This is a genomic window from Paraburkholderia fungorum (assembly GCF_003610895.1).
Classification (GTDB): Bacteria; Pseudomonadota; Gammaproteobacteria; order Burkholderiales; family Burkholderiaceae; genus Paraburkholderia; species Paraburkholderia fungorum_B.
Map to the genome: position 1 here is coordinate 131,597 of NZ_MCAS01000034.1, position 18,307 is coordinate 149,903.

Annotated in this window: 15 protein-coding genes; 7 read left to right on the plus strand and 8 right to left on the minus strand. The window is 59.6% G+C overall.

The window, feature by feature from the left end; all coding sequences use genetic code 11:
- Positions 1-146: 146 nt before the first annotated feature.
- The 3 genes from BCY88_RS27220 to BCY88_RS27230 form a co-directional block, all read right to left on the minus strand.
- On the minus strand, positions 147-749 hold the full coding sequence (locus BCY88_RS27220; protein WP_120347257.1) for a PAS domain S-box protein: 603 nt from the start codon (positions 747-749) through the stop codon (positions 147-149).
- Positions 750-987: 238 nt separating this feature from the next.
- Positions 988-1,434, minus strand: coding sequence for an SRPBCC family protein (locus tag BCY88_RS27225; RefSeq protein ID WP_120347258.1), 447 nt, complete (start codon positions 1,432-1,434; stop codon positions 988-990).
- A gap of 149 nt (positions 1,435-1,583) precedes the next feature.
- Complete coding sequence (locus tag BCY88_RS27230) at positions 1,584-2,285, minus strand: alpha/beta hydrolase (RefSeq protein ID WP_120347259.1); 702 nt, start codon at positions 2,283-2,285, stop codon at positions 1,584-1,586.
- 427 nt (positions 2,286-2,712) lie between these two features.
- Here BCY88_RS27230 and BCY88_RS27235 point away from each other — a divergent pair, with 427 nt between their 5' ends.
- The 5 genes from BCY88_RS27235 (at position 2,713) to BCY88_RS27250 (ending at position 7,707) form a co-directional block, all read left to right on the plus strand.
- Complete coding sequence (locus BCY88_RS27235) at positions 2,713-3,138, plus strand: helix-turn-helix domain-containing protein (RefSeq protein ID WP_120347260.1); 426 nt, start codon at positions 2,713-2,715, stop codon at positions 3,136-3,138.
- Complete coding sequence (locus BCY88_RS27240; RefSeq protein ID WP_183081461.1) at positions 3,135-4,010, plus strand: alpha/beta fold hydrolase; 876 nt, start codon at positions 3,135-3,137, stop codon at positions 4,008-4,010. The genes BCY88_RS27235 and BCY88_RS27240 overlap by 4 nt, the downstream gene beginning before the upstream one ends.
- Positions 4,000-4,398, plus strand: coding sequence for a DUF4180 domain-containing protein (locus BCY88_RS39935; protein ID WP_183081462.1), 399 nt, complete (start codon positions 4,000-4,002; stop codon positions 4,396-4,398). Before BCY88_RS27240 ends, BCY88_RS39935 begins: the two co-directional genes overlap by 11 nt.
- A 498-nt stretch (positions 4,399-4,896) precedes the next feature.
- The gene (locus BCY88_RS27245) at positions 4,897-6,453 is read left to right on the plus strand and encodes a methyl-accepting chemotaxis protein (RefSeq protein ID WP_120347261.1); all 1,557 of its coding nucleotides are present in this window, start codon (positions 4,897-4,899) and stop codon (positions 6,451-6,453) included.
- Positions 6,454-6,606: 153 nt separating this feature from the next.
- Positions 6,607-7,707: a lactonase family protein gene (locus tag BCY88_RS27250; RefSeq protein ID WP_120347262.1), complete on the plus strand. Its 1,101-nt coding sequence runs from the start codon at positions 6,607-6,609 to the stop codon at positions 7,705-7,707.
- 77 nt (positions 7,708-7,784) lie between these two features.
- Here the strand turns inward: BCY88_RS27250 and zigA are convergent, their stop codons facing one another.
- The 4 genes from zigA to pdxR all read right to left on the minus strand — a co-directional run bounded on the left by zigA (position 7,785) and on the right by pdxR (position 15,335).
- Positions 7,785-8,984, minus strand: coding sequence for a zinc metallochaperone GTPase ZigA (zigA, locus tag BCY88_RS27255; protein WP_120347263.1), 1,200 nt, complete (start codon positions 8,982-8,984; stop codon positions 7,785-7,787).
- Positions 8,985-9,195: 211 nt separating this feature from the next.
- Positions 9,196-10,599 carry a GGDEF domain-containing protein gene (locus BCY88_RS27260; protein WP_120347264.1) on the minus strand — a complete coding sequence of 468 codons (1,404 nt, stop codon included), beginning with the start codon at positions 10,597-10,599 and terminating at the stop codon, positions 9,196-9,198.
- A gap of 221 nt (positions 10,600-10,820) precedes the next feature.
- Positions 10,821-13,586, minus strand: a complete 2,766-nt coding sequence (locus BCY88_RS27265; protein ID WP_120347265.1) for a UPF0182 family membrane protein — start codon at positions 13,584-13,586, stop codon at positions 10,821-10,823.
- Between the two features lie 210 nt (positions 13,587-13,796).
- Complete coding sequence (pdxR, locus tag BCY88_RS27270; RefSeq protein WP_120347266.1) at positions 13,797-15,335, minus strand: MocR-like pyridoxine biosynthesis transcription factor PdxR; 1,539 nt, start codon at positions 15,333-15,335, stop codon at positions 13,797-13,799.
- A 192-nt stretch (positions 15,336-15,527) separates the two neighbouring features.
- Here pdxR and BCY88_RS27275 point away from each other — a divergent pair, with 192 nt between their 5' ends.
- Positions 15,528-16,163: an FMN-binding negative transcriptional regulator gene (locus tag BCY88_RS27275; RefSeq protein WP_120347267.1), complete on the plus strand. Its 636-nt coding sequence runs from the start codon at positions 15,528-15,530 to the stop codon at positions 16,161-16,163.
- 68 nt (positions 16,164-16,231) lie between these two features.
- On the opposite strand, the gene BCY88_RS39620 is transcribed toward BCY88_RS27275, so the two are convergent.
- The gene (locus BCY88_RS39620) at positions 16,232-16,957 is read right to left on the minus strand and encodes a hypothetical protein (RefSeq protein WP_147408561.1); all 726 of its coding nucleotides are present in this window, start codon (positions 16,955-16,957) and stop codon (positions 16,232-16,234) included.
- A gap of 376 nt (positions 16,958-17,333) precedes the next feature.
- On the opposite strand from BCY88_RS39620, the gene BCY88_RS27290 reads away from it, so the two are divergent.
- Positions 17,334-18,272, plus strand: coding sequence for a DUF2971 domain-containing protein (locus BCY88_RS27290; RefSeq protein ID WP_183081463.1), 939 nt, complete (start codon positions 17,334-17,336; stop codon positions 18,270-18,272).
- Positions 18,273-18,307 lie beyond the last annotated feature (35 nt).

An 18,307-nucleotide genomic window follows, 5' to 3' on the forward strand; every position in this document is an offset into this window, starting at 1 on the left:
CCTGAGAGAACCCAATGAGAGCCCGGAAAATGCGTGCAAAACCGGCGGGCTCCGCATGAGAAAAACCATTCGGCAATACCCATGCTTGCATGATTGGCGGGCACGGTTCGCTCGCGAGCGCTTCTTGCGCGCGGGAAGAGCCGTGCTTACCTGTCTTGGGGTGGGGCGAAGCCGTTGGAGAGATGTTTGAGCCACAGGCTCATCAAGCCTGCCCGTCCCCGCACGCCATATTTGCGGAAAATCCCGGTGATATAGGAATGGGTGGTAGAGGCGGCGAGACCAAGCCGCTCGGCGATCTGTTTTTCAGTCGCCTCGGTCAGCAGCAGTTCAACCACCTTGCGTTCGTACGGCGCAAGGACGGACAAGAGTGATGCGGGCGTGGCCTCGCGTCGGCGGAGTTCGGTCACGTCGCGGGCTACGCCGACGCGCAGTCGCTCATGCTCCAGCCAGCGCGCTGACCAGGTCACGTAGACGTCGTTGCCATTCTTATGACGATAGCGATTCTCAAAGCCTACCCGTTTGCGGCCGGCTAATACTTCCTTGGCTTCCCGGCGCGTGGCGTCCTGATCGGCCGCGACCACGAAATCGATGATGAACTGATCGACGAAATCGCCCGGTGCGTAGCCGAATATATCTTCACACGCGGGACTGGCGTGCCGTATCCGACCTTGTTCGCTCACGAGGAAGATTGCGTCAGGCGAAAAATCTGCGGCAGTGATGACAAGGTCTTCGATGAGTTCGCTTTTCATGGCCGTGTGCTGACTGACTCCTGCGTCTGCGAATTGCGCTTTTTGAGGCCCCTCACGTGATGCTTGAGAGATGGAAAGCAGACAGAAAGCAGGCAGGGTTGCTGAAACAGCGTAGTGTGACAAAAGTACACGGTCAATTTTGCCTGATATGCAGGCGAATCCGTTCCGACACTGAAAAAATTTCCAACCGAACAAACGAACTGCGCGTCGGCGACGGCGCGCAGCTGTGCCGGTGTCGTCAATCGGGGATCACGGGTTCGACCAGCTTGGCCAGCTGGGCGAGCGACTCCTGCCAGCCGAGGTAGCACATTTCCACGGGAATGACCTCGGGCACGCCCTCTTGCACGATGGAGAGTTCCGTTCCGCAGACCACCTGCTGCAATGAAACGGTCACATGCATCTGGCCGGGCAGGCCGGGGTTGTCGAATCGGTCCGTGTAGCGGATCTTCTCGAACGGCACCAGTTCGAGGTACTCGCCGCCGAACGAATGACCATGGCCGGTGCCGAAATTACGGAAGGACATCTCATGGGTGCCGCCGACGCGGGCATCCATGTGATGGACCTGGCAGGTGAACCCGTAGGGCGGGAGCCACTTTGCTATCGCATCGGGTTCGAGAAAGGCCCGATAGATGCGCTCGGGCGTAGCGCGCAAGACGCGTTGGAGACGGACTGTACCGGTAGTCATGATGTGCCTGCCTTTCACTGGAGGGGTTGAACATACCCCAACGACGCTTCGGCAACACCGGTCTCGACACCGGTGAAGACCAGGAAAAACCCGTAGGCGCCAATGCGTTTTGCCCGCTACCGATGGGTCACAGACGCTTCACAGATGCGTCACAGACTCTTCACGGCCTCGGTCGCGGCCTCGTCGATCAGGGCCGTCACTTCGGCAGGCTTCGATGCAAGCGAGGCATGGCTGGCCGCGAGCGTGATGACTTTCCTCGCACCCAGCCGCGCTGACATCCTCGCCTCGTTCTCCGGCGAGATCATCCTGTCTTCGCTTGAAATCTGGTACCACGACGGCTTCTTTTTCCATGCGGGCGCCGTGATCGTGTTGCCAAACGTGCTGGCAAGCGGCGCCTTCTGTGTCACAGCCATGACCAGACCTTCTTCCGGCGTGAGATCCTGGCAGAAGCTCTCATGAAATTTCTCTGGTTTGACCCACAGATAGCCGTCGCTGTCCGGGGCGAGATTGGCTGCGGCAACGGGAGGGCTTTCCTGCGTAATGCCGCCGGGGCTTTCGCCGGCATCGGGTGCGAACGCCGCGATGTAGACCAGTCCGACGACGTTTGGAAGATCGCCCGCTTCGGTGATGACCGCGCCGCCATATGAATGACCGACGAGCAGCACGGGACCGTTGACCTGTGCAACCATCTTCCGGGTTCGCTCGGCGTCGTCCGCAAGCGAGGTCAATGGCATTTCGACCGCGCGTATCGACGTATATCCCTTGCGTGACAATTCGATGATCACTTTGCTCCAATGCGCGGCGCCGCCCCAAAAGCCATGCACGAGGACGACCGTAGGTTTGTTGCTCATAGTGTGACTCCGGGTTTCATATCCACAAAGACATCCCACCGGTTGTCGTTGCCTCATGCGATCCGCCGGCGCTTCGGATCACACGTAGAAAGCCGCAGTGGTATGCAGCGCCCGCGGACGGTTAGAGCGAGCTGATCGACGGGCAGCGCCTCGTATTTCCTTGGACCGACGGCGACCTGCCCTACGAGTATTGGGCGAAAAATTCCGGTTTGCTAAGGCTGAGATGCCAAAAGATCGACCCGCCGTCTGGCTGGACGGGATGGCTGCATTCCTGGCATGAGACGGTCTCCCTTGGTCCTGAAGGTGATGCTTCAGGCCACTAGAAGGGATGTTGACTGGAGCAAAAAATATCTCTAATGTTCCTTATTTATCATAATAAAGGGAGCATTAAGGAATATGTGCATCCTTATTCGTTTGGTCTATCGCCGTGCTTGACGCCTTCTACACCGTGGATGAAGCGGCTGATCATCTACGGCTGCACCCCAAAACGATCCTGCGCTTCATCCGTACAGGACGGCTCCGCGCCACACGCGCTGGAAGGGCTTATCGCATCCTGCGCGTCGATCTGGAAACCTTCGCCGGTGTGCCGCCGGAGCCCGGGAGGAAGCCTGCGGCTGCTCGCGCAACCTGCGTCGTCGATGTGCCCGACGCGTCGCCGGCGCTCCACCAGTATGTGGCGCGCAGTCTTCAGGCAGCACTCTCGAGTCGTACGACGCCGGCTCATCCGATTCATTTCGAAACGATCTTCGATCCCGGGCTCCGCCAGTTGAAGGTCGTCATCGTGGCGGTCGCCGGCGACACTGCGGCATTGCTGAGTGCGCTCGACACGCTGCTGGAATCTTTTCGCCCATGACCGCGATCTTCAAGTCGGCCCAGGCGGCGCGCAGCGTCATTGCGGCCTATCGGGAAACGCTGAGCTACTGGCCGGTTCCTCATAACCACCTTGCGCTGCCGACCCGGCAAGGCGAGACCTTCGTGGTGGCATGCGGTCCCGAGCATGCGCCGCCGTTGTTGCTGCTGCATGGATCCCAGGCCAACTCGGCGAGCTGGATTCCCTATGTCTCAATGCTGGCGCAACGGTTTCGCGTTTATGCAATCGACCTGATCGGAGAGGCGGGGCTTAGCGCACCGTCGCGTCCACCGCTGGACAGCGACGCCTACGCCTTGTGGCTCGACGACGTCATGCTCGCGCTCCAGGTGCCGCGAGCCGCATTGGCAGGTATATCCCTCGGTGCCTGGATGGCGCTGGATTTCGCGATTCGCCGGCCGGCGCGTGTCGAACGGCTCGCGTTGTTTTGCCCGCCGGGTATCGGCGCCCAAAAACGTTTCCTGCTCAGAGTTGCACCGTTGTTGCTGCTCGGCGCGTGGGGGCGCCGCCGGATCCGCGATATTGTGCTTGGCCCGATGGCCGCCGATCTGCCGCCCGCAGGCCGTGCCGTTGTGCGCCTGATGGAAACGATCGATCGCAGTTTTCGCCCTCGCCTGGGCAAGATACCGGTTTTCACCGACTCGAAACTACGCGCGATCACGATGCCGCTGCTGGTGATCGTCGGCGGTCGCGATGCGCTGATCGATTCGGCGCAAACCCGGCAACGCATGCACCGCGTATTGCCGAATGCGAAGGTCTGTTTCCTGGGCGATCAACCGCATTTCGTTCGAGGCCAAGGCAGCACGGTGATGGATTTTTTAACCGAAGACATGGACGGATTGCCGTATGACGCATAGCAGCCGAAGCGTTGGCCACGAGCGCGTGCTGGTGTACGCGGAGGATGCGCCGTTGCTGACCGGTGAGCACGACGCCAATGCTTTGATCAGCGCGGCGTGGGAGCATGACGCAACGTGGATAGCGCTGCCGGTCGAATCCTTGCATGACGATTTCTTCCAGCTCGAGACGCGCGTGGCAGGACATGTCGTTCAGAAATTCATCAACTACGGCCTGAAGGTCGCGGTCGTGGGCAACATCGACGTGTGGCTTGCGCGCAGCGGTGCGCTTCGCGATCTGGTCTACGAAACCAATCTCGGCCACGCGTTCTGGTTCGTTTCCGATTTCAAGGAGCTGGAACGCCGTTTGACGATGATCTCTGCTTCTACGACGAGACGAACAGTACGCTAAGGTGCTTTCTCTCGCGGAAGTCGGCTGTTCCGGGTAATGATGCAGATTGATAAATGCTAAGGATTACTGTATTTCAGAAGCTGGCATGAATCTGACGCAGGGCAACGAATGCTGAAGGCTAACCTTCCGTGTCGGGCTGGGAGTCGATGGCATCGGGTAAGTCGTTTCGGTCACGCCCATGAACCCAAAGATATCAGACATCCCATAACATGGGATGTGAGCTGGACCTCGTCGAAATGACGCTCAAGCAGGAATTCGGTGAGGTTGAAGAATGCGGGCAAATGCGCATCCAATATTTTCTTCGGTGATTCGCTTTAATTGTATGATAACGTATATCAAAAACTGTGACGAAGCATGATCGCGTCGCGACCAGATACACCGGTTGTTGAGCAGCGCGGCGCCATCGTATGTGCTGAATCATGCGAGATCGAAGTCTCAGGTTTCAGTTGTTGATGTCGTAAACAAATAGACAAATAATGGCCAACGGGATCGGTAGGTATGCGTAATTTGACAATCAGACATAGTCTCCTTGCCGTCCTGCTGCTTTTCGCAAGCATGATTCTGATCGGTGGCGTAGTAGGGGTACTGGCTTTGGGCCGTTCTAACGACAACGCCCGGCGTCTGCACGAGATTGCCAGCCAGGAAGTGCTGGTCAACGATGCCTATAAAGACTCCACGCGCACCCGCGCGGCGCTGACGCGCGCCTATTCGGCATTGAAAGAGCGCAATGACGAAGTGACCCGCGATTCGGCGCTCAAGAGCGCGGCTTCGACATTGGAGCGTGCCGCTCACGAAACCCAGATGTTTCGTGATGCTGATAAATTTTCAGGGCAAGACGACGCGCTGAAGCAAAAACTCGTCGATTCCTCCAATGCCCTGGCCACAATTCTGCAGGCTGCATTTGCCGCCTTGCAGCGGGGTGATACGAATACGTACGTATCGATCAACGATAAAGACATTACTTTGGCTGGCGTCGCCTATTCGGCCAATGTCGAGAAGTTCCAGAACCTCGCCGAGACACTTGCCAGGGATTCGGCCGTGCAAGGGGACCGTGAATACACGTGGGTCGCCACGATGGTGGCGGCGGGCGTGGCACTGGCCCTTGCATTGATCGTGGCCGCGCATTTCGCGTTGCGCAGGATTGTGGTCCGTCCGCTGCAGCGCGCCTCTGATTTGCTCAACCGTATCGCCGGAAGCGACCTGACGGTATCGATTCCGGAAGGGGGCAAGAGTGAGCTGGGGCAGCTATTTACGTCGATGTCACGGATGCAGGCGGGTCTCGCGAAGACCGTATCGAATGTACGCGTGAACTGTGAAGCCATCCACGGCGGTGCGCGCGAGATCGCGGCCGGCAACCTCGACTTGTCGAGTCGAACCGAGCAGCAGTCCGCGTCGCTCGAACAAACGGCGGCAAGCATGGAAGAACTGACGTCGACGGTCAAGCAGAACGCCGATCATGCCCGTCAGGCAAGCCGGCTCGCAGCCGACGCGGCAGACGTGGCGCAGCGAGGCGGCAGCGTCGTGCAGCGCGCAGTGCAAACGATGACGGCCATCACAGCCAGTTCGAACAAGATCGCGGAGATCACCGGGATGATCAACAGCATCGCATTTCAGACCAATATCCTGGCCTTGAATGCGGCGGTCGAGTCCGCGCGTGCCGGCGAGCAAGGCCGTGGCTTTGCCGTCGTCGCCGGCGAGGTGCGCACGCTCGCGCAGCGCAGCGCGGTCGCGGCACAGGAGATCAAGACGCTGATCGCTGCATCGGTCGACGATATCCGCGATGGAAATGAACTCGTTGTTCAGGCCGGGAAGACCATGAGCGAGATTGTGGGTGCGGTGCAAGGCGTCGCCACCATCATGGCTGAGATTACCTCGGCGACCGTCGAGCAGAGCACCGGCATCGAGCAGGTCGGGCAGGCGGTCAGCCAGATGGACCGGGTGACGCAGCAGAACGCCGCGCTTGTCGAGCAGGCCGCCGCCGCCGCGAGCGCACTTGAGCAGCAGGCGCAATCCATGACGGATGCCGTTTCGGCATTCCGCCTCAAGCCGGCCTGACCCGCACCCGTATTCGGTAAACAGCATCCATCGCGCCCGCGCCGTAGCGGCCAAGCGTTGCCTGTCGGCCGCTGCTTTGCCGAGAAGGCCGGGCGGCGCGATACGCGATATTCATATTCGACGGATTCAACATCATTTCAACGGAGTGTCACGATGAGCGTTAGGGCCACCCTTGTAGCGGCAGCCATCCTGTTTACGGGTGTGTTGGGAGCGGGTGTATCGCAGGCTGCTACGTACGCCTACGTATCGAATGCGGACAGCCAGGACATCTCTGTCTTCAGCCTCGACAAATCGAGTGGCGCGCTCGCCGCGGTCGAGACCGTGCCGGTTGGGGGCACCGTCATGCCGATGGCGCTTTCGCCCGATCATCTTCGGCTCTATGCTGCGTTACGCTCCAAGCCGTATAGCGTGGTGAGCTTCGCGGTCAATCCGCTCGACGGCCGGCTGATCGAACTTGGCAGGGCGCCGCTGGCGGAGAGCATGGCCTATGTGTCGACGGATACGACCGGTCGCTACCTCTTTTCCGCATCGTATGGCGGCAACCTTCTGGCGGTGAACCGGATCGCCGCGAATGGTGTGGCGGGCGAAGTTCTGCAGACCATCAAGACCGGCCCAATGGCCCACGCCATTCGCAGTGCACCCGACAACCGTTATGTTTTTGCGTCAGTGCTCGGCTCGGATGCGTGGTTACGTTTGAAGTTCGATGCGTCAAACGGTCAACTGATCGAAGACGCCACGCCTGCCTATTCGTTGCCTGAGAAGTCGGGGCCGCGCCACTTTGTGTTCTCGGCGGATCATCGTTTTGTCTATCTGATCGATGAGCTCGACGGCAAGCTGCACGTGCTCGCTTTCAATAGCACGCGTGACACGGTGAAACCCGTCCAGACCGTTTCCATCCTGCCGCCGGATTTTTCCGGTGACAAACCGTGGGGGGCGGATTTGCACGTCACACCAGACGGGCGCTTCCTGTACGCGTCTGAACGCACGTCCAGTACGCTGGCGGCCTATCGGGTGAGCGCGAAAACAGGTGAGTTGACGCGTATCGGCACGTATCAGACCGAAAAGCAGCCGCGCGGTTTCAGTATCGATCCGTCGGGCAAGTATTTGCTGGCAGTCGGTCAGCTGTCGTCAAACCTGAGTGCGTACCGCATCGACGGCAAATCCGGCGCGCTCTCCACGATTGGACAATACCCCGTGGGTAAAGGGGCGAACTGGGTCGAGATCGTCGAGTTCGAGGGAACCCGCTCGCAGTGAGATTGCGGACACACCATGCCAGGCGAGCCCGGGCACGTTCCCTTCCCGGGCTGCGGGCATGTCATGTCTGCGGCGTGTCATCCTTGAGGCGGCGTCCAGTCCGGAAACGGATCGGGAAAGTTACGCCACGCGGATTCCGAACGGGCGAGTTCCTCGTCGCTTAACAGGCAGACATCGAACGACGCGCGCAACGACGCTTCGTCCATGCCCGTGCCGATCAATACCAGCTCCTGCTGGCGATCCCCGAAGCGCCCATCCCAGCGGCTTCGAATCATTGCCTGCGCCTCGGGGTCCTGTGGCCACGACTGCTTCGGCACTGCCGCCCACCACGTTCCCGCGCGCCCATGCCGCGAGATCGCGCCGGCCTGTGACCATTCGCCCACGGCGTGATTGCGCGACGCGAGCCAGAAGTACCCCTTCGATCGCACCACGCCGGGCCATTCGCGCTGAATCCAGTCGAAGAAACGCTTCGGATGGAAAGGGCGTCGAGCGCGATAGACAAAGCTGGTGATGCCGTATTGCTCGCTTTCGGGGATGTGCTCGCCGCGCATTTCCTTGAGCCACCCGGGCGCCTGAGATGCGGCCTCGAAATCGAACAGACCCGTATCGAGGATCCGGTCGATCGGAACCTGCCCGAAGCGGCTTTGCACGATTGTCGCTCGCGAGTTGAGCACGCGCAGCACACCCTTGAGCTGATCGATCTGATCCGCCGTCACGAGGTCTGTTTTGTTCAGAACGATTACGTCGCAGAACTCGATCTGCTCGGTCAGCAGATCGACAACCGTTCGCCGGTCTTCTTCGCCCATGGTCTCGCCGCGATCGGCGAGACAATCGTGTGAACCGTAATCGCGCACGAAATTGTAGGCGTCGACGACGGTGACCATTGTGTCGAGGCGCGCGATGTCGGAAAGACTGTGTCCTTCTTCGTCGCGGAAAGTGAAGGTCTCGGCAACCGGCAAAGGCTCCGAAATCCCCGTCGACTCGATCAGTAGATAGTCGAAACGCTTTTCCCGTGCGAGGCGCTGGATTTCGATCAGCAAATCCTCTCGGAGGGTGCAGCAAATGCAGCCATTGCTCATTTCGACAAGTTTTTCGTCGATATGTGACAGCTGGCTGCCGCCGTCGCGGATCAGCTGGGCGTCGATGTTGACTTCTGACATGTCGTTCACGATCACGGCCACCCGCTTGCCTTCACGGTTATTCAGGACGTGGTTCAAAAGCGTGGTTTTACCTGCGCCGAGAAAGCCGGACAGCACGGTGACAGGAAGCTTGTGCATGGGGGAGGAGCCTCGAAATGATGAAAGGCAAGGCGCGTGCATCGACGCGGCCCGGTTGATTTAGCATGTTATAACATAACATTTACAGAATACTCAACCGGCTTCCCCAAGCCTCCTGCGCGGTCGGAAGTCCACGAGGTGTCCAACCTCGTGAATGTGACGACCCCGCAGGAGGCTTATCGAACAGCTATGGATCGATCGTGAAATGCTTTTATCCGGCCACCACCCGGTTGCGGCCATCGTGCTTGGCACGATAAAGCCGCTCATCGGCAACTTTCAGGAGGGTGTCGATCGTGTCGCCGTCGCGGCCGAACTCGGAGATGCCGACACTGACGGTAACGGCGACAGCGCGCCCGGCTTTGGTATAGAACTCCTCGGTCGCGACAGCGCCCCGCACGCGTTCCGCGATTGAACGCGCCACGTCTAGCGCGGCTTTAGGCAGGAGCACCATAAACTCCTCGCCACCGACTCGCGCTACACCTTCGTATGGTCGAATGGCGTCCAGGCATTTCTGTACGAATCGCTGCAACACCTCGTCGCCTACCTGATGGCCGTAGTTGTCGTTGATCAATTTGAAGTGGTCGAGATCGAGCGCCAGCAGCGAGAACGGCGCACCCCCTCGTCTGGCGCGCGCGATTTCCGCCTCCACTTGCTGGATAAACTCGCGCCGGTTCGCGGCGCCCGTCAGCGGATCGGTTGCGGCGAGATGCTCGAGCTTGTGATTGGTGCGCTGGAGTTCCTGCAGCGCGTTTTCCGTGCGCGCCATCGCCTCGGCGAGGCGCGCTATCAGTTCTTCCTGGCTGTAGATCGTCGAAAAGGATCGCGTCGTGCGAAACGCCTGAACGACGCCATAACTCAGCAGGAAAAAACCGGCGGCGAAGATCGCGTGCGCCAGCCACCACATATGATTCCAGGGCTTGCCGATAATGAATGCGAGGGACGCAAGCGCGAAGGACGTGATCGAGATCCCATAGATCACCATCAGCGGCGAGCGAATGCGCCGCAGCATCAGCACCATGACGTTCAGCGTCGAGAAGACGAGCGCTCCACCTTCCATAGATAGCCGCACGGCAAGCTCGCCCGCAATGGGCGAGTTCGCAATCACGCCGACCACCACGTCGATCAGGACGAACACGGCGATCCACGTGAGCCATGGGCCAGGCTTCGAGCGCTGCTCGGGCGCGTCTGGCGCACGGTGGTATGAAAGCAGTCCGATCAGCAAAAGCATTGACATCACGAAGCGCGATGCCGGTCCGTAGAGCAGGAATAGCCAGATATTGTGGTGAGCCATACCGGTGAATGCGCCGTGTAGCGCGTAGACCAGTACAAAGCCGAGAAAGCCCAAAGTCAGCCAGCGCAGGAGCGGCTCACCCGACGACAGGTAGCAACGCCAGGTCACATAAGTGACGAACAGCCCCTCGAGCGTTGCCGCTGCGATGGCGATTTCGTGGAATGCATGGTTTTCGAACTTCAGGCTGGGGTCCTGAAAGAAAACCAGATAAATAATCAGGTAGGCGGGAATCAGCGCAAAACCAGCAATCAACAAACTCGAGTAGATCCTGGTCACGATCCCGATGACGCGGGGCGGCTCTTCGACTGAGATGGTCGTGCTCATAGGCCCGTCTCCGACAAAATCGCTGTGGTCTTTCGCATCGCCGGGCGATTGACGCGTGAATCGCCCAGCCTGGACACGGCATCATGCTGTCGTACAGCGCCAAGCATACCGCGCAGCGCGTACTTGAGCGATAAAAAATGGACCGCGGATGAAATCCTCGCGCATACCCGCGCCAGACATCATGTTGGTGCGGCAGGCCGGGCGGCGCGATGTGAAATGCATCAATGCCGGCCGTCCTGGTGGCCAGCACCCAGCGCCTCGAGCAGTGGCCGCAACGCATCCAGTTCCGCGCCGAAACCGCTCCAGTCGCCCGCCTTCAATCGTGCGATCGCGCGGTCATAGCGCGCCAGCGCCTCGCGGGCACGCGCGTCCGCCGTGCCTTGAGGCGGCGACGCGAGTGGCGCACTCGCTTCGAAGAGCGCGGCCAACGCTTCGCCCAGGGTCTCCTTCATCACCACCCGGTCCCCATACGCGGCGATCACCCGCTTCAACTCGGGTAACTGGCCGGACTCCGCGCGCAGATAGAGCGGCGAGACGTAGAGGATGGAGTTCTCGATCGGCACGACGAGCAGGTGGCCGCGAATGACTCGCGAACCCATCTGGTTCCACAGCGAAATCTGTTGCGAAATCTCCGTGTTCTGCTGAATGCGTGCCTCGATCTGGAACGGCCCGTAGACCAGCTTGTCCTTCGGAAACGAGTAGACGATGAGCTTGCCGTAATTGGGTGGATCGCAACGCGCGGCGAGCCACGCGATCATATTGTCGCGCTGGCTGGGCACCATCGGCAGCATCAGCACGAACTCCTCGCTTGTCTCCCCAGGCAGCCGCATGATCATGTAGTAGGGTGTCATTGGCGTGCCGGGGCTATTCCCACCGTCAATGCCGATCAATTCCCGGGGAAACTGCCAGAGGTCCTCGCGATTGTAGAAAACCTCCGGCGCATCCATGTGGTAGGCCCGATAAAGTTGCGCCTGGATCAGGAACAGATCTTCGGGGTAGCGGATATGTTGTTGCAGGTCTCGCGGCATTGTCGCGAGAGGCTTGAACAGACCCGGGAAGATGCGCTGATAAGTCCGCAGGATCGGATCGGCAGGATCGCTAACATAGAAATCTACCGTGCCGTTGTACGCGTCGATCACCACCTTGACCGCATTGCGGATGGTGTTGGCGCCATTGCCGAAACCTGCTTGAACGTAGGGGAACCAACTACTCGTCGTGTAGGCGTCCTGCATCCAGAAGAGGCGGCCGTTGCTTGTAACGAGGTAGGGGTCGTGATCGAGGCTGAGGAACGGGGCGATTGTGCGCACCCGGTCCTGAATGTTACGGTGCAGCAGGATGCGGCTGGCGTGCGTGATGTAGTCGGTTAGCAGAATGTTCAGATCACCGAATTGCCAGGCGAACAGACTGCGGCGTGCAGCGCTGCCAATGGCAATCCCATCGCGCCCGCTGTAAGTGGTGTAGACGTTGTCCTTGCCCTTCGGATAGTCGAATTCGGGGACGTTGCCTTTCACGATGACATAGCCTTCACCCCCTTCGCCCCCCTCGCCGAAATACAGGCGCGGCTCCTGAATCGCCGGTCCGCCGTGGGCGACGGGCGGAATGTCCTGCAAATAGAAGGAGGGCAAACCTTCCGCCGATTTTTCGGTGACGGGCGACATCACGAGACCATTGCCGTGCGTGAACAGGAGGTGCAAGTTCACCCAGGTCTGGGCATTCGCGGCAAGCATCGACGGCTCCAGTTCGCGGGCCGACAGCATCACCTGCCGGTAACCGGTGTCGAGCCGGTAGCGGTCGATATCGACGGACAGGAATTTGTAGTAAGTCCTGATCTCCTGTAACTGCGCGTAGGTATCCATCAGCGGCTGCACATCCCATAGCCGGATGTTGTCGATGGTGGCGCGATTGGCTTCGAGCGAGGCGAGATTCAATTCCTGCTCCGCTGGAAACGGCTTTACCTCGATTTGCGAGAGCCCATAGGCCATCCGCGTCAGCGCGATGTTGTGCTTGATATAGGGTGTCTCCAGTTGCAGTTCGCTCGGCTTGACAAAGAAGCGCTGGAACAGCGCAGGGTAGATCACGGCGCCCACGAACGAGGCGCCGAACACCAGCAATACCGAGGCGGCGGGAATCCGATAGTCGCGCCGGCGCATATTGATCCACGACGCAACGGCCGCTACGACGGCAAGGCCGGCGAGCACCCATAAGACCGGAAGCTCCACGTGAATGTCCGTATAGCCCGCACCGACCACGACGCCGTTATCGCCGTACAGCAGCAAAAAACGGTCGAGGGTATAGGACCATGCCTTCAGCACGAAGAACGCGCCGAGCAGCGCGGAAGCATGAACGGTGGTAGCGGCAGAGAGTCCGCGTGGCGATCGCTCGAACCTGATGTCGCCACGTATCCCGTAGACCAGACCTGCAACGATCGCACTCAAGACGATCAGCTGCAGCAGCCAGTTCTTGAACGCTAGATAAGCGGGCAGTGAAAACAGATAGAAACCGATGTCCCGTCCGAAGATCGGATCATGCTCGCCATAGGGCACCTGATAAAGGAAGCGCAGCACCAGATCCCAGTTGGAGATGTCGCTGGCCGCGACGATCAATCCCAGGGCAATCGCGCTACCTGCAACGCTGGCGCGCCAGCGAATCCGCGGCGCGAGCTGGTCCGCCAGTTCGCTGATGAACTCCGGCGGCCCCGACAGACGGGCCGCCTCCACTTGCCAGCTGCCGGGACGTCTCGCGTAACGATGCGCGAGGAACCCCGATACGGCTATGACACTCGCCGACGCTGCGAACACGGCGGCAAAAAGGAACACCTTTGCGGAGATTAGCGTCCAGAAAACGTCGCCATAACCGATTGAAGAGAACCACAACCAGTCGACCACGACGCGTGTGACACGCCCGGCAACGATCAGACCGGCCACGACGGCTGCCAGCGTGATTGCGGCGCGCCGGAAGTACACGCGGGAGCTCGGTTGCGAATGCATTGCCCCTCCTTTGTCAGGGCACCACGCGTGGCTCGCTGCGATCAGGTCTGCTTAAATTGCCGGTCCGCCTTGAATCTGGCTGACCGGGTTGCCGATGCGTCGGTCGAAGCTGCCTTGTGGGCAACGCATGACTGGAGCCATATAAAGGATTGTAGTCCGGTGGTGCAAGGCGCGCGGGCGCCGCTGTCGAACGCTTCGAGCGCCGGGATGCTAGCGGGAAACACCAGGCGCCGGTTTTTTCCTCGACCGTTTGGCAACATTGCGTGTGACATTCGTCGCTGCCACGCCAATACACCTTGCGAGATGTCGCGTGGCTATTTCAATCTCGGCGTCGCTGAACGCGCCGAGGCCCAGTATCAAACCCGCCCGGCCGTTGCCAGCCGAATACATCGGAGACACCGCCCGTACGGCAACGCCGCTTTCCGCGGCTAGCGACGCTACGGCTGTGTCGTCGACGCCTTCACCCAGCCAGAGCACCATGTGCATGCCTTGATCGCTGGGCTGCAGCCAGGCGAGCTCTTTCGGCAACAGGCGCTCGACGGTCTCGATGATTTGCATGCGGCGCTCCGCATACACCCCGCGAATTCGCCGGATGTGACGGTCCAGATGACCTTCCGCGATGAAGGCCGCCAGCACATGCTGATCGGCATTCGGCGGGTTGCGATCCATCAGCACGCGCGCGCCGCAGAAGGCATCCACAAGGTAGTCGGGAACCACGGCATAACCCAGGCGCAACGAGGGAAACAGGATCTTGCTGAAGGTGCCGAGATAGATCACCCGGCTCGGATCGAGTCCCTGCAGCGAGGGAAACGGATGGCCTGCATAGCGCAGTTCGCTGTCGTAGTCGTCTTCGACGATCCAGGCGTTGTTCGCACGGGCCCAGGCCAGCAGCGCGTTGCGTCTTGCCATGCTCATCGGCATGCCAAGCGGGTATTGATGCGATGACGTGACGAATGCAGCGCGGGCGTGCGCGCCGAGTTCAATGCCGGCGTCGACGTCGAGTCCCTCTGCGTCCACAGGCACCCGGATCATGCGCTCCGGACGACCGGTGCTTTCGAGGATCGCTGTGATACCCCTATACGCCGGGTCTTCTACCCACGCCGAGTCGTCGGCGTCGAGCAGCACCTGGCACGACAGATAAAGGCCTTGCTGCGTGCCGCTCGTAATGATGACCTGTTCGGCCTCGCAGCGGACCGAGCGGGACCGCCTGACGTAATCGGCGACCGCTTCACGCAGCGCGCGTGCTCCCTGCGGGTCGCCATAGCCTGCCGGTGCGCCGGGACCCCGGGCGCGCACCCGGTTGCCGAGCCGCCGCCAGATATCGTCCGGGAGGGCGCGGCCTACCGGCACCGATACGGCGAAGGGCGCTGCCGGGATAGCTGAAAATTGACGCCCGACCTGCGCGAGCAGGCTGGCACGTCCCGGAAGCGCAGTGGGCTCGACCGAGGGTGGGCGCTCCCAGGCATCGACAGCCGGCGTCAACGACTGGGCCACGCTGGTGCCTGCTCGAGGACTGGCTGCCAGGAAGCCCTCGGCGATCAACTGGTCGAATGCTTCGATGACGGTGCCACGTGCGACATGCAACGAGGCTGCGAGTACGCGCGTGGACGGCAGCATCTCGCCTGGCTTCAGGTCACCGCGGCGTATCGCATCGCGCAGTAGTTGGGCGAGTTGACGCCCCAGTTGGCCAGCCGTTCGATCCAGCGTGCCGATCGACGGCAATTCGACTGTTTTGGGTGGCCTGGTCATTGCATTCTGGTTCAGTGAAATTTACGGAAACTGGCTCTACGAAACAAACCAGTTTAGCGCGAAAATTTTGTCACAGCGGGAGGCGCTTCGATGTCTTGCGGACATGAGGGCCAGCTGAACCCGGCATTCCTTTCACAGCGGCGCAATTTCACGGCAAGGGCGAATGCCCCCAACGCCTTTAACGGAACTGACATGTACGTACCAGCCCATTTCGACGAACCGCGCACTGAAGTCCTGCACACCCTTATCCAGGAGAATCCGTTTGGCATTCTGTTCACGCACGGCAAGAGCGGAATGGACGCCAATCATCTTCCCTTCGAACTGAAAACCACAGAAGGAACGTGCGGCGTTCTGCATGCCCATGTCGCCCGTGCCAACCCTGTCTGGCAGGACGTGGCCAATGGCGACGAGGTGTTGGTTGTGTTTCGCGCGGGGGACGCTTACATCTCGCCGTCGTGGTATCCGAGCAAGCACGAGTTTCACAAGCAGGTGCCCACGTGGAATTATCGGGTGGTTCACGCCTATGGCCGCGTGAGTATCCATGACGACGAGCGATACGTTCGCGGCGTGGTCGGCCGCCTGACGCGCACGCACGAGGCGTCACAGCCCAAGCCATGGAAGATGACGGATAGCTCCGCGGACTACATCGATACCATGCTGAAAGCGATCGTCGGCGTGGAGATCGAGATTACCCGGCTCGTTGGGAAGATAAAGCTGGGTCAGAACAAGGAAGCGCGGGATATCCGCGGAGCCGGTGCGGCGCTCAGCGCGCACGGAGAAAACGTGATCGGCGATGCCATGCTGGCCTACGCGGAGACAAAGGCCTGATAGCGGCGTCCGTCCTTCCTGATGATGGCATCAGGAAGGACGAAAACCCGCCGGTACTTGCCGTTACCTTAAGCCGTAGTCGACACCAGGCTTCCAACCGGTTGCATATGCGAATTTCCCTTGAGGTTATTCGCGAGCGTCTGCACAAACGACTGCAGCGACGTGCCCGAGCCGCTATCGCCGAGTGAGCTCAACAAAGCCTGAAAATCCGTCTGCAGCGTCGACGTTTGCGAAGAAGACGAAGAAGAATCGCTACTCGTATCCGACGTGCCGGACCCGGTACTCGAACTCGTGGTGCTGCCAGACCCGAGTTGCTGTGCGAGCGCATTCAGCGCCCCGCTAATATCCCCATAGGAAGAACTCGCGATCGAGTTCGAGTTCGTCGAACCGCTCGTGCCATTAGATGTAGTGCTGCCGCCATTGCCCGGTTGCTGCAGCGATCCCAGTGCCTGAAACAGCGCCCCGAGAAAGGCCTGCAACGCGCCGGAAACCGAACTGGCCGACGTCGAATCACTTGAGGAGGATGTGGAAGAAACGGCGGTGGACGAGGTGCTCGAAGAAGCCGCCGTACTCGATGTTCCCGACGTAGCCGTGGTTGACGACGTGCTGCTGATCCCAAGCGCCGACAGCGCTGCATCGAGTGCCGACAACAGTGGGTTCGATTCCGTCGAACTGGTTGATGAAGACGACGAGGACGCCGCTGCTTCGCGGTGGCCGCCGCCGTGGCGATGCGTGGCGCCGACCGAAGGCAGGTCGGTGCCAGTTGGTGAACCGCTTACACTTTGTATGCTCATGGTGCTTGATCCCCTTACGAGTTGAGCACTCAGCGTAAGTGATGGGAATACTTCCAAATGCCTGGTAAGGAGGGGATTTCCTGCCTATCTCGGCCATCGGTAAGGCGCGGAAAGTTTTGGTTCGAAAATTGCCGTTGTTTCGACGTACCAAGCCGTTGACGTCGATTCGTGAATGTGCCGGCAGCGCCCGTGGCGACGATTTCCTCGTACCTCCTACGTGACACGCGATCTAGAACCGATAGCCTATACCGCCCAGATGAATATCGCTGTCCTTGTCATAACTCGTCATCACACGATTCCACGACGCCCGCACGTACCAATGTCGGGTGACGTTATAGGCCGCCGACATGGTCAGCAACGCGCTCGCGCCGGCAACTTGGTCGAAGCCCTCAATTTTTCTGATGCCTTGCCGATAAGGAGGCCAGTGGAACCAATAAATTACACAATGAAAAATCCAGCATCATTCTTTAAGTTTGTGTCGAAGGACAGAGCAGACATTCTTTCTGGTGGGATGATCAGATTCACTCCTCCACTTGGCCTCAATGACCCGTTCGAACTGAACCCCGAGGTCTACCACCTGTCCAGGTGCTGGATTGAGCATGTATCGAAGAATGATTCGCCGAACACAGAGTTCGACGATGCCGACTATCGTTACTCTATCGATAGATTCAACAAGCTCGACGAGTACAAAGAAAAGGCGGCGAGCTACGCGCAAGAGCACGGGGTACTTTCTTTAAGCGCATCTTACGATACGAGCGAGAATCCCGCGCTTCTTATGGGTCACCGAGGCGACCCGAGAAACAATCTGCTGATGTGGGCACACTACTGTGAGAGTCACACGGGATTTGTGATCGAGTTCTATCCGGACTTCCTCGACGGCGACAAACAGAAAGTGATCTACACGGAGGACAGGCCGCTCCTGACGTTCGAAGATATCGATTCCAGCGGCGACTTCCCCTATCTGTTCAAGAGTACGGAATGGGAGTATGAGAACGAGTGGCGATGTTTCAGGCCGTTGAATGATGCAGACAAAATTCTGGACCCGGGCATCCACCTTTTTTCATTCAGGAAACGCTCGGTGAAGTCCGTTACGTTCGGCTGCGGGGCTAGCGAAAAAACCAGGAAGGCGGTGCTTGATATCCTGGCTGCGGACCCTGATTACGCAAATGTCGAAACTTTTTTTGCCAAGGTAGGAGAGGAGCGGTTTGAACTGGATTTTCATCAGGAAATCCACAAAAACGGGAGCGTCTGGTCGAACGCCTCGCCGTTCCAGAATGCGCGAATCGACACTCAAAAAGTCCCGGGGAATTATTGAGCAATCGCGAATGACCGTGAGCAGCTCACCCCGGC

What these genes read in the sequence shown, in the direction of transcription:
- BCY88_RS27225 (WP_120347258.1), bottom strand. Translation starts at nt 1,434, where the DNA reads ATGACTACCGGTACAGTCCGTCTCCAACGCGTCTTGCGCGCTACGCCC.
- BCY88_RS27230 (WP_120347259.1), bottom strand. Translation starts at nt 2,285, where the DNA reads ATGAGCAACAAACCTACGGTCGTCCTCGTGCATGGCTTTTGGGGCGGC.
- BCY88_RS27240 (WP_183081461.1), top strand. Translation starts at nt 3,135, where the DNA reads ATGACCGCGATCTTCAAGTCGGCCCAGGCGGCGCGCAGCGTCATTGCG.
- BCY88_RS27245 (WP_120347261.1), top strand. Translation starts at nt 4,897, where the DNA reads ATGCGTAATTTGACAATCAGACATAGTCTCCTTGCCGTCCTGCTGCTT.
- BCY88_RS27265 (WP_120347265.1), bottom strand. Translation starts at nt 13,586, where the DNA reads ATGCATTCGCAACCGAGCTCCCGCGTGTACTTCCGGCGCGCCGCAATC.
- pdxR (WP_120347266.1), bottom strand. Translation starts at nt 15,335, where the DNA reads ATGACCAGGCCACCCAAAACAGTCGAATTGCCGTCGATCGGCACGCTG.
- BCY88_RS27260 (WP_120347264.1), bottom strand. Translation starts at nt 10,599, where the DNA reads ATGAGCACGACCATCTCAGTCGAAGAGCCGCCCCGCGTCATCGGGATC.
- zigA (WP_120347263.1), bottom strand. Translation starts at nt 8,984, where the DNA reads ATGCACAAGCTTCCTGTCACCGTGCTGTCCGGCTTTCTCGGCGCAGGT.
- BCY88_RS27275 (WP_120347267.1), top strand. Translation starts at nt 15,528, where the DNA reads ATGTACGTACCAGCCCATTTCGACGAACCGCGCACTGAAGTCCTGCAC.
- BCY88_RS39620 (WP_147408561.1), bottom strand. Translation starts at nt 16,957, where the DNA reads ATGAGCATACAAAGTGTAAGCGGTTCACCAACTGGCACCGACCTGCCT.
- BCY88_RS27250 (WP_120347262.1), top strand. Translation starts at nt 6,607, where the DNA reads ATGAGCGTTAGGGCCACCCTTGTAGCGGCAGCCATCCTGTTTACGGGT.
- BCY88_RS27220 (WP_120347257.1), bottom strand. Translation starts at nt 749, where the DNA reads ATGAAAAGCGAACTCATCGAAGACCTTGTCATCACTGCCGCAGATTTT.
- BCY88_RS39935 (WP_183081462.1), top strand. Translation starts at nt 4,000, where the DNA reads ATGACGCATAGCAGCCGAAGCGTTGGCCACGAGCGCGTGCTGGTGTAC.